The following is a 10366-nucleotide window of genomic DNA, read 5'->3' as shown; positions in this document are numbered from 1 at the left end:
AGCAAATCCGCGCGAACGTGACGGGGCGCGCTGCGCCGCTCGAAGCGGTCGAAGTGGCCTGAAGGCAAGCCGGGGTTCGTTCGAAAGGCCGGCTTTCGGGCATGAGAGGGGCCGCCCATCGGGGCGGCCCTTTTTGCGTCGGTGGCTTGCCGGCAAAACGGTCCGGTGGGTAGCTTTCCGGAGCCATGGCGTGTGGCCGAGAAGGCGCGGTTGACGGCGCTCCGGGAGGCCTACATCCACCGTATCTCGACGCGGCCGATGTCCTCTCCGTGCCCAGGCCGGAGTGTTTCGACGTGCCATTCGGCATCGTTGAGCGTCCGGCACCAGTCCACCCGTGTGCCATGTGCTCGCGCGAAACGGTGTCCCATCGCGTCGAAGGACAGGCCGATCCGATCGACGGTGTGCGGCGTTGCCTGCCGCTCCCGGTCGCTGACGAACCCCCAACGGAGGCCATGTCGGGTGGCGATGCGGCGGGTGATTTCTGAAAGGGTCATGGGCGGCGTCCTGGTAGCTGTTTCCTGTATTTAGCCAAGCGCGCCCTGCACTCCGCCGCCATAGGTTGGCGCAGACGGCCCATCCCCCGGATCAAGCGGCCATGCCGACGCGCATCGCGACGACCGTGGCGCGAACTGCACCGGCCGGCTGCACTTGCTCTTGCAGTTCCGACGGTGGCATGCTCCAGCCGCAATTTTTGGCTAATCCGGTGGCAGGGGTATGAGCGAAGCGTTTTTCGAGCGGCCGATCCTGAACTCGCCCTATGCCTATCCCGCCCGCCACTGGGAACTGGATGCCGACGGCCAGCCGACAAACCGGATCGTCGAGCATCGCCGCCGGTCCGAACTCATCAGCCCGATCCCGAAGACCAAGAAGCGCCGCAGCCCGACCCAGGCGAACCTCGACCTCGACCACACCGCCGACCTGACGCACGACGGGCAGGAGTACAACCCGACCCCCTACATCAACAAGATTCGCAGCGAGGTCGAATCCTGGCGGCGGATCCCCAATCCCAATGACTGGGGCGTGACGCCGGAAACCGCCCGCCTGCTCCAGCATTGGCGCCACCATCCGTTTCAGGGTGTCCGTCCCTTCTTCTGCCAGATCGAGGCGGTCGAGACCGCGATCTGGTTGACCGAGGTCGCCCCGCAGCGCGGCGAAATCTGGCAGCACATCAAGGGCGCCAACCAGCAAGCCAACCCGGAACTGCTGCGCATGGCGCTGAAGCTCGCCACCGGCGCGGGCAAGACCACCGTCATGTCGATGCTGATCGCGTGGCAGACGGTCAACGCCGTCCGCCACCCGAACGCCAAGTCCTTCTCGCGCGGCTTCCTGATCGTGGCGCCCGGCATCACCATTCGTGACCGGCTGCGCGTGCTGCTCCCCAACGACCCCGAGAGCTACTACCGCAACCGCGAGATCGTGCCCGGCGACATGCTGGCCGACATCGAGCGGGCCAAGATCGTCATCACGAACTACCACGCTTTCAAGCGGCGCGAGCGTATGGAGGTTTCGAAGGTCGGGCGCGCGCTGCTCAAGGGGCGCGGCCCGGACCTCGACACGCTGGAAACCGAAGGCCAGATGATCCAGCGCGTGATGCCGGACCTGATGGGCCTGAAGTCCATCGTCGTGCTGAACGACGAAGCCCACCACTGCTACCGCGAGAAGCCCCCCGAACAGGGCGGCACCGATGGCGTCGCTGCGCTGAAAGGCGACGAGAAGGACGAGGCCAAGCGCAACAACGAGGCCGCCCGCCTGTGGATTTCCGGGCTGGAGACGGTCAAGCGCAAGCTGGGCCTGCGCGCCGTCTACGACTTGTCGGCCACGCCCTTCTTCCTGAACGGCTCCGGTTACGCCGAGGGAACCCTGTTCCCCTGGACGGTCAGCGACTTCTCGCTGATGGACGCCATCGAGTGCGGCATCGTCAAGCTGCCCCGCGTGCCGGTGGCCGACAACATCCCCGGCGCCGACGTGCCGAAGTTCCGCGACCTGTGGACCCACATCGGCAAGCGCATGCCCAAGGCCGGGCGCGGTGCTGGCAAGACGCTCGATCCGCTGGCGATCCCGGTGGAACTACAGACCGCGCTGGAGGCGCTCTACGGCCATTACGCCAAGACCTTCGACCTGTGGGAGCAAGCGGGGATCGGCGTGCCGCCGGTCTTCATCGTCGTCTGCAACAACACCGCCACGTCGAAGCTGGTACACGACTACATCTCCGGCTTTCACCGGCCCAACCCCGACGGCTCGGCGACGCTGGAGAACGGGCGTTTACCCCTGTTCCGCAATTTCGACGAGTTCGGCAACCGGCTGGCCCGGCCGCGCACCCTGCTGATCGACAGCGAGCAGTTGGAATCGGGGGAGGCGCTGGACAAGGATTTCCGCGCCATGGCGGGCGACGAGATCGAGCGGTTCCGCCGTGAGATCGTCGAGCGCACCGGCGACATCCGCAAGGGCGAGGCGATCACCGACCAGGATCTCCTGCGCGAGGTGATGAACACCGTCGGCAAGAAGGGGAAACTCGGCGAATCGATCCGCTGCGTCGTCTCCGTCTCCATGCTGACCGAGGGGTGGGACACCAACACCGTCACCCATGTGCTGGGCGTGCGCGCCTTCGGCACGCAGTTGCTCTGCGAACAGGTGGTCGGCCGCGCCCTGCGGCGCCAGTCCTACGACCTGAACGGCGAAGGGCTGTTCAACGTCGAATACGCCGACGTGCTGGGCGTGCCCTTCAACTTCAACGCCAAGCCGGTCATCGCCCCGCCCGCCAAGCCGCGCGAGACGGTGACGGTCCAGGCGGTCCGCCCCGACCGCGACGCGCTGGAGATCACCTTCCCCCGTGTCGAGGGCTACCGCGTCGAACTGCCGGAGGAGCGGCTGACCGCCGTCTTCGGGCCGGACTCGGTGCTCGACCTCAACCCCGATCTGGTCGGCCCGTCCGTCACCCAGAACCAGGGCATCATCGGCGAGGGCGTGGACCTGACCGTCGCTCACCTGGAGGACATGCGCCAGTCCACCATCCTGTTCCATCTGGCCCGCCATCTGCTGTTCCAGAAGTTCCGCGATCCGGGCGCGGAGCCGAAGCTGCACCTGTTCGGGCAGTTGAAGCGGATCACCAAGCAATGGCTCGACGGCGGCTATCTGCGCTGCACCGGCGGCACCTATCCGGCGCAGGTGATCTACCGGGAGATCGCCGACATGGCGGCGGAGCGCATCACCGCCGCCATCACGCTGGCGCATGTCGGCGACCGGCCGGTCAAGGCCGTGCTCGACAGCTACAACCCCAAAGGCTCCACCGCCTTCGTCAGCTTCACCACGTCCAAGACCACGCGCTGGCAGACCGACCCGCGCAAATGCCACATCAATTGGGTGGTCTGCGACAGTGATTGGGAGGCGGAACTGTGCCGGGTGGTGGAAGCCCATCCGCGCGTCCTGTCCTATGTGAAGAACCACGTCCTGGGTTTCGAGGTGCCGTATCGCCACGGCTCCACCCCGCGCCGCTACCTGCCGGACTTCATCGTCCGCATCGATGACGGGCGCGGTGCGCAAGATCCGCTGAACCTGATCGTCGAGGTGAAGGGCTATCGCGGCGAGGATGCCAAGGACAAGGCGGAGACCATGCGCGCCTACTGGGTGCCGGGGGTGAACAACCTGGGCAGCTTCGGCCGCTGGGCCTTCGTCGAGTTCACCGCCGTCTACGAGATGGAAACAGCGTTCGCGGCGCTGGTGGATGGCTTTATTTCCGAGACCGTGGTGTAAAGGTTAAAATAATGTCCTACGAGGCCATTTTTGCGCTGGGTTCGGTTATTGTTGCCCTCATTGCTGCTGGGTTTGTCGCCTGGGACAGGATCACGGCACGGCCGGTCGAGCGCCTTACGCTTCAGGTCGAATATTTTAATGGTCTTAGGGCGTGGGCGGACAGTTGTTGCGACGTGCTTACCGAAGCCTGCCACCTGTCCTATCTTGATCCGACAAGGTGTGACGGAGAGAGCTTCTTTGTGCAGCGCCAACGGATTCTTGTTGCCCTGTCATCCTTGATCGACCGTGGACGGTGGTACTTTCCGAACTACAAGGTTGAGTATGGACAGCACAAGGAAGCCGCGTACCGTGGTCATCGGCACGAAATTCTCGATAGCTTGGTTGCTGCCTATAAGAGCGTTCGCCAACTCAATTACACGGAGCGGGGCGAGAATGCAGCCATTTGCAAGAAAATTTTGCAGGGAAAGCGGATATTCATCGGCAATGTCCAGGATGTTCTCGCCCCGAACGATCAAAAAGATGAGTTTTTGAAGATCATGAAGAAAAAGAAGAACGGGGAAGGGAAAGGATGATGTGAGGCGGTAGTCTTGCTGAATTCCCCATTTTTCAATCTTCAGTTCAAGTGAGTGAGATCGGGCATGGCCGAAAAGAAGATCGAGACCATCCGTCACACCGACGCCAAGCGGCGGCTGATCCCGACGGCGGAGTTGCAGTCGGTGATGGACGAGGCCGACAAGGCGCCCGTGCGCGTCGCCTATGAACGGCGCAACCGCGATCTCGATCCGCAACTGGTGTGGCGCGGCAAGGATGACCAGGACTGGTCGGACCTGATCGTCCAGGCCCCGCCGCTCTACATCCAGGAGAAGGTCCACCCGAAGGTTCTGATCGAGGAACTGAAGCGTGAAACCCGCGCGCGGGCGGACGCGAACAAGCCCAAGGGCAGCAATTTCGACCTGTTCGCCGATTTCAACGGCCTGCCCGCCAAGGATGTGGCGACCGAGTTCTACCGCCACGACTCCAACTGGACCAACCGGATGGTGCTGGGCGACAGCCTTGCCGTGATGGCGAGCCTCGCGGAACGCGAGGGGCTGCGCGGCAAGGTCCAGTGCATCTATTTCGACCCGCCCTATGGCATCAGGTTCAACAGCAATTTCCAGTGGTCCACCACCAGCCGCGACGTGAAGGACGGCAACAGGGACCACATCACCCGCGAACCGGAGCAGGTCCGCGCCTTCCGCGACACATGGCGCGACGGCATCCACTCCTACCTGACCTATCTGCGCGACCGCCTGACCGTCGCCCGTGACCTGCTGACCGACAGCGGGTCGATCTTCGTCCAGATCGGCGACGAGAACGTGCATCGCGTTCGGGCGTTGATGGATGAGGTGTTCGGGGATGAGAATTTTGTTGCACAGATTGTATTCAGAAAAACAACCGGGAGGGGAGGTGATCTGGTAGATGCTACTGTAGACTTTATTTTGTTCTATGCGAAAAATATTAGCGATGTGAAGTTTCGCAAGATCTACGAACAGCGAGATCAGTTTTCTGACCAGAACTTGAGATCCTTAGCGCTTCCTAATGGAGCGCGACGATCTTTGACATCTTCGGAAGTAGATGGAACGGTGCCGTTGCCGCCAGGAGCACGTCTCTTTCGGCAAAATCCAATCACAAGCCCTCGCTCTCCCGGACTTGGAGATCTAACCATTTTTAATTTTCAGGGAATGGATCTCTCGCCAGGAAAAGGAACTTTCAAGACAAACTACGAAGGTCTTCTGCGATTAACAAAAGCAGATAGGTTGATGAAGAGTGGTAAAACTTTGGGATTTCTGCGGTATTTTGATGATTTTGCCTTTCAGGTCTCTGGCGATATATGGGATGACACTCGTCAGAGTGGATTTGGTGACCCTAAAGTCTATGTAGTTCAAACGGCATCGCGTGTCGTCGAACGCTGCATCCTGATGGCGACCGACCCCGGCGACCTCGTGCTCGATCCCACCTGCGGCTCGGGGACGACGGCCTATGTCGCCGAGCAATGGGGGCGGCGGTGGATCACCATCGACACCTCGCGGGTGGCGCTGGCGCTGGCCCGCGCCCGCATCATGGGCGCGCGCTATCCCTATTACCTGCTGGCCGACAGCCGCGAGGGCCAGATCAGGGAAGGCGAGATCACCCGCACCCCGCCCAAGGATGCCCCCACGCGCGGCGACATCCGCCTGGGCTTCGTCTATGAACGGGTGCCCCACATCACCCTGAAATCCATCGCCAACAACGCCGAGATCGACGTGATCTGGGAGGAGGCGCAGAAGGCCCTGGAGCCGTTGCGTGCCCAACTGAACGCGGCGCTCGGCACCGGCTGGGAGGAATGGCAGATCCCCCGCGCGGCGGAGGAGGGCTGGCCGCAGGCGGCCAAGGCGCTGCACGCCGAATGGTGGGCGCTGCGCATCAAGCGCCAGACCGACATCGACGCCTCGATCTCCGCCAAGGCGGAGTTCGAGTATCTCTACGACAAGCCCTATGTCGACAAGGACAAGGTCCGCGTCGCCGGTCCCTTCACGGTGGAAAGCCTGTCGCCGCACCGCGTGCTGGCGGTGGACGAGGACGACGAACTGATCGACCTGCTCGACGCGGCCGAGGGCAAGCGCAAGCCGTCCGACCTCGCTCCCCCAAGCGACGGGGACGACTTCGCGGCGATGATCCTCGACAATCTGCGGGCCGCCGGGGTGCAGCAGGCGCACAAGCAGGACCGCATCGCCTTCACCGCGCTGACCCCCTGGCCGGGTGACTTCATCGCCGCCGAGGGGCGCTACATGGAGGGCGAGCGCGAACGCCGCGCGGGCATCCTGATCGGGCCGGAGTTCGGCACGGTGTCGCGCGCCGATCTGGTGGCGGCGGCGCGCGAGGCGGGCGACGCCGGGTTCGACGTGGTGGTGGCCTGCGCCTTCAACTACGACGCCCAATCCGCCGATTTCGAGAAGCTGGGCCGCATCCCGGTGCTGAAGGCGCGCATGAACCCCGACCTGCACATGGGCGGCGACCTGAAGACGACCGGATCGGGCAACCTGTTCGTGGTGTTCGGCGAACCCGACCTCGACATCCTGAAGGACGCCGACGGCCGCCTGCGGGTGAAGATCAAGGGCATCGACGTCTTCCACCCCTCCACCGGCGAGATCGAATCGGGCGGCCCCGACACCATCGCCGTCTGGTTCATCGACACCGATTACAACGAGGAGAGCTTCTTCGTCCGCCACGCCTATTTCCTGGGCGCCTCCGACCCCTACAAGGCACTGCGCACGACCCTGAAGGCGGAGATCGACGCCGACGCCTGGGCGTCCCTGAACAGCGACACCAGCCGCCCCTTCGATAAACCGTCGTCCGGCCGCATCGCGGTAAAGGTTATCAACCACCTCGGCGACGAGGTGATGAAGGTGTTCTCGGTGGAGTGAGGTGATGGAGGCGAATATCGGCTCCTGATTTCCTCCCTGTCGCCGTTGGAGCTTCAAGCAAGACCTTCCACCGTGCTGCACGATGGAAGGTCTTGCTTGCCATCGCTATCGTGCCTGCAAGAAGATTGAGCGAAATTATAGAATATTTGATTGAATGCCTGCGACGAGGATAAGAAGGAATCAAATCAATGGTTCAACCAACACGCTTCAAAATCAGTGATTTTGGTGGAGAGGTCGATGAAATTTGCAACAGCCAAGACAAGAGGCTTTACAAGCCTGTTACCGTGACGTGGACGCAGCCAGCGGTTTGGCATCGTAACGAAGCAGCCCCGATAGGATTTCCAGAGGAAGCTCCTGGCTATTTGTACATTCTGACAAGAAATCATCACAGGGCCAAGCTGAAGGATGAGATTGTTTATGTCGGGATAACAAACAACCTCAAAAGACGATTCGACTGCCACCCCAAGGCGGAAGAGATTTCCAGCATGAGGGGGGAGACATCCCTGAGCATTGGCAACATCGATTTTCACGGATACAAAACCGCCATTACACATAACCGCAGAGAAATTGAAGAGTTGGAGCATATCTTCATATGGGCGCTCTGGAAAAACCTATGGAATGAACGAAAGATGTTCACATTGCCGGGAATGGGGCGTTTGCCCGGTCGTGCATGGCATATAACGAATGAGGGGTATCATTTTTCCGGTCGTATGCCTCGTGAGCTTGTTTATCCATGGATGTTGGTCAAACCGCGCGCCGACCGCTCCAGAAAAGCGTGATTTCTTTGTGAAATATTGAAGGTTCACATCAAATCCGGGGGTTTGCAGTGACCACGCCACGCAGCAAGGGCATGTCACCCCCACCCGAGCGGGAGGAAACCGTCCGGCTCCTCGCCGCACGGATCGTCGGCCGGGACGGCTGGCATCTGGAGGAAAGCACCCAGGACGCGGATGGCTTCCGGGACGCGCTGGCGCAACGCGGCATGGCGGTTGCCGAACTGGTCGAAATCGAACGCTGGACGCTCCGTGTCCCGGCGGACGAACCGTTCACGCCGAAGAATTGCTTTCATGGCACCGCCTATCGCGCGGGCTGGGGGTATGACGCCGGGGCGGATTGCTGGCATGCCCCCCATGAACTCGACCGGCGCTTTCCCGGCCCGACCCTCAATGTGGACCGGCTGGACGTGACCTATGCGCTGCCCGAGGTCGGCTGGATCGACACCACGATCCGGGGCGGGGAGCGCCTCACCGAATTCTCGATGAGCGAGGTCTTCGATCCCATTCCCGCCCTTCTCAACTGGTTGGAGCGGTTGGCCGGGGGCAACTTTGGCCGCATCTCCATGGATGTCGAAGGCTGGTATGTGGACTTCCACTGCTTTGCGGAGGGCGACCGCATCCGCTTCGTGGTGGAGGAGGGGTGGGACGGCCGGTCGATGACGCTGGACATCCGCATCGACCGCATCGCCTTGCTTGCAGGCCTTTATTGCCCCCTGGTGGTGCTGTGGGAGAGCGATGCGTTCGCCCGCGCTTACATGCATTGGAACTTCGCCTCGGCCGAACGTGACGCCTGGGATGCCGCCTGGGAACATCTGACGGATGAGGACGACCCGGTGCGTCTCACCCCCGCGCCCATCCGCTCTCCCTGCATCGACGCCGTGCTGCGGGCGGCAGGGTGGGACTGGTGAAGTGACGGACAGGAAAGGCCATATCCGGTTCCATGGCGGCGAAAAGCTGTGAGGACTAAACCAGAAGGAGTGCAAGGCGCAGGGAAAATGCCTTATCCTGATGGCTGCTGGTTGCCTTTGAGTTCGAACAGGATGTGTAGGCACGCAAGGTTGTGACCGAGGCGTTTATCAGTCCCGAAGTGCTGCGGTGGGCGAGGAAGCGGGCGTCCGCTTCCACGGACGCACTCGCCTTGGCGCTGAAGACCGACATCGCCAAGGTGATCGCTTGGGAGGAGGGGACGGCGCGTCCCACCTTCCGGCAGGCCGAAAGGATCGCCGCCTTCTTCCACATCCCGTTCGGCTATCTCTTCCTGCCGGAGCCGCCGCAGGAGCAGCTTCCCATTCCAGACCTGCGCAGGCAGGACGGCGCACCCCGCGATGGGTTCAGCCCGGACGTGATGGACCTGTTGCGCGACGTGATGTTCCAGCACGACTGGTATCGCGATTTCCTGCGCGACCATGGCGCCGAGCCACGCTCCTTCGTCGGCCGATTCGACATGCGGACACCGGTCGAAGCCGTGGCGGCGGATATCCGGGCGGTGGTTGGCCTCGCTGCCGATCAGCCGGTCAACGGCGGTTGGGAACAGCATCTCACCTCCCTGTTCGAGCGGTGCGAGGAGGCGGGCATCTGGGTGATGCGCAGCGGTTATGTCGGCTCCAACACCCATCGTACCCTGAGCGTCTCGGAGTTCCGGGGCTTCGCCATCGCCGACAGGATCGCTCCGCTGATCTTCATCAACGGCCGCGATGCGAAAGCCGCCCAATTCTTCACGCTTGCCCACGAACTGGCGCATCTCTGGCTTGGCGCCAGCGGTGTGTCCGATCCGTTCTCGATCCGTGACGGTGAGGGCCGCGACGATCAGGAATCGGTGGATGTCGAGCGCCGCTGCAACGCCATTGCCGCCGAGGTGCTGGTGCCGCGCGCCCAGTTCCTCGCCGCATGGACCGACCGGCTCGGTCTGGAGCGCAACGCCGAACTGCTGGCCTACCGCTTCAAGGTCAGCCGTGTGGTGATCGCCCGGCGCGCTCTCGATTTCGGAAAGATCGGCCGGGACGAGTATGGCGCGTTCTTCGACCGGGAACGGCAGGCGTGGCAAATCGAAGCGCGGTCGGAACGCGAATCGGGCGGCGGCGACTTCTACCGCGTGTCCCGCGTCAGGAACGGAAAGCGCTTCACGCGCGCCGTCGTGAACAGCGCGATGAGCGGGAACCTCCTGTTCAGCGATGCAGGCGCGCTGCTGCACATGAAGCCGACCGTTGTTCGCAAGATGTATGAAAGATTACAGCCGGAGCCGTGACCATGTATCTTTTGGATTCGGACACGTTTATTCAGGCGAAGAACTTATATTACGGTTTTGATATCTGCCCTGGCTATTGGGAATGGATGGACGGTGCGGTCGATGGCTGCGCCGTGCGCAGCGTCAGCAAGGTCTACGACGAACTCGGGCCG

8 protein-coding genes are annotated in these 10366 nt (G+C 62.4%); 7 read left to right on the top strand and 1 reads right to left on the bottom strand.

Going from position 1 to position 10366, the window contains the following annotated elements; translation table 11 throughout:
• Positions 1 to 230 precede the first annotated feature (230 nt).
• A complete protein-coding gene (locus tag I71_RS08150; protein WP_042693680.1) occupies positions 231 to 494 on the bottom strand; it encodes a hypothetical protein in 264 nt (87 codons plus the stop codon).
• Positions 495 to 714: 220 nt separating this feature from the next.
• On the opposite strand from I71_RS08150, the gene I71_RS08145 reads away from it, so the two are divergent.
• From I71_RS08145 to I71_RS35710, 7 genes are all read left to right on the top strand, one after another.
• Positions 715 to 3750 carry a BPTD_3080 family restriction endonuclease gene (locus I71_RS08145; protein ID WP_042693678.1) on the top strand — a complete coding sequence of 1012 codons (3036 nt, stop codon included), beginning with the start codon at positions 715 to 717 and terminating at the stop codon, positions 3748 to 3750.
• 11 nt (positions 3751 to 3761) lie between these two features.
• Positions 3762 to 4322, top strand: a complete 561-nt coding sequence (locus I71_RS08140; protein ID WP_049975985.1) for a hypothetical protein — start codon at positions 3762 to 3764, stop codon at positions 4320 to 4322.
• A 66-nt stretch (positions 4323 to 4388) separates the two neighbouring features.
• The gene (locus tag I71_RS08135; RefSeq protein WP_042693675.1) at positions 4389 to 7193 is read left to right on the top strand and encodes a site-specific DNA-methyltransferase; all 2805 of its coding nucleotides are present in this window, start codon (positions 4389 to 4391) and stop codon (positions 7191 to 7193) included.
• Between the two features lie 188 nt (positions 7194 to 7381).
• Positions 7382 to 7972: a GIY-YIG nuclease family protein gene (locus I71_RS35715; RefSeq protein ID WP_083897043.1), complete on the top strand. Its 591-nt coding sequence runs from the start codon at positions 7382 to 7384 to the stop codon at positions 7970 to 7972.
• Between the two features lie 71 nt (positions 7973 to 8043).
• On the top strand, positions 8044 to 8877 hold the full coding sequence (locus I71_RS08130) for a hypothetical protein (protein WP_042693673.1): 834 nt from the start codon (positions 8044 to 8046) through the stop codon (positions 8875 to 8877).
• 230 nt (positions 8878 to 9107) lie between these two features.
• Entirely contained in the window at positions 9108 to 10214 is a 1107-nt protein-coding gene (locus I71_RS08125; RefSeq protein WP_244433705.1) for an XRE family transcriptional regulator, read from the top strand.
• Between the two features lie 2 nt (positions 10215 to 10216).
• Positions 10217 to 10366 (top strand): DUF4411 family protein (locus I71_RS35710; protein WP_244433706.1); only part of this gene is annotated, 150 nt, incomplete at its 3' end.

It is taken from the genome of Azospirillum sp. B506 (assembly GCF_000333595.1).
Taxonomy (GTDB): domain Bacteria; phylum Pseudomonadota; class Alphaproteobacteria; order Azospirillales; family Azospirillaceae; genus Azospirillum.
This window is presented reverse-complemented; position numbering and strand designations above follow the sequence as displayed.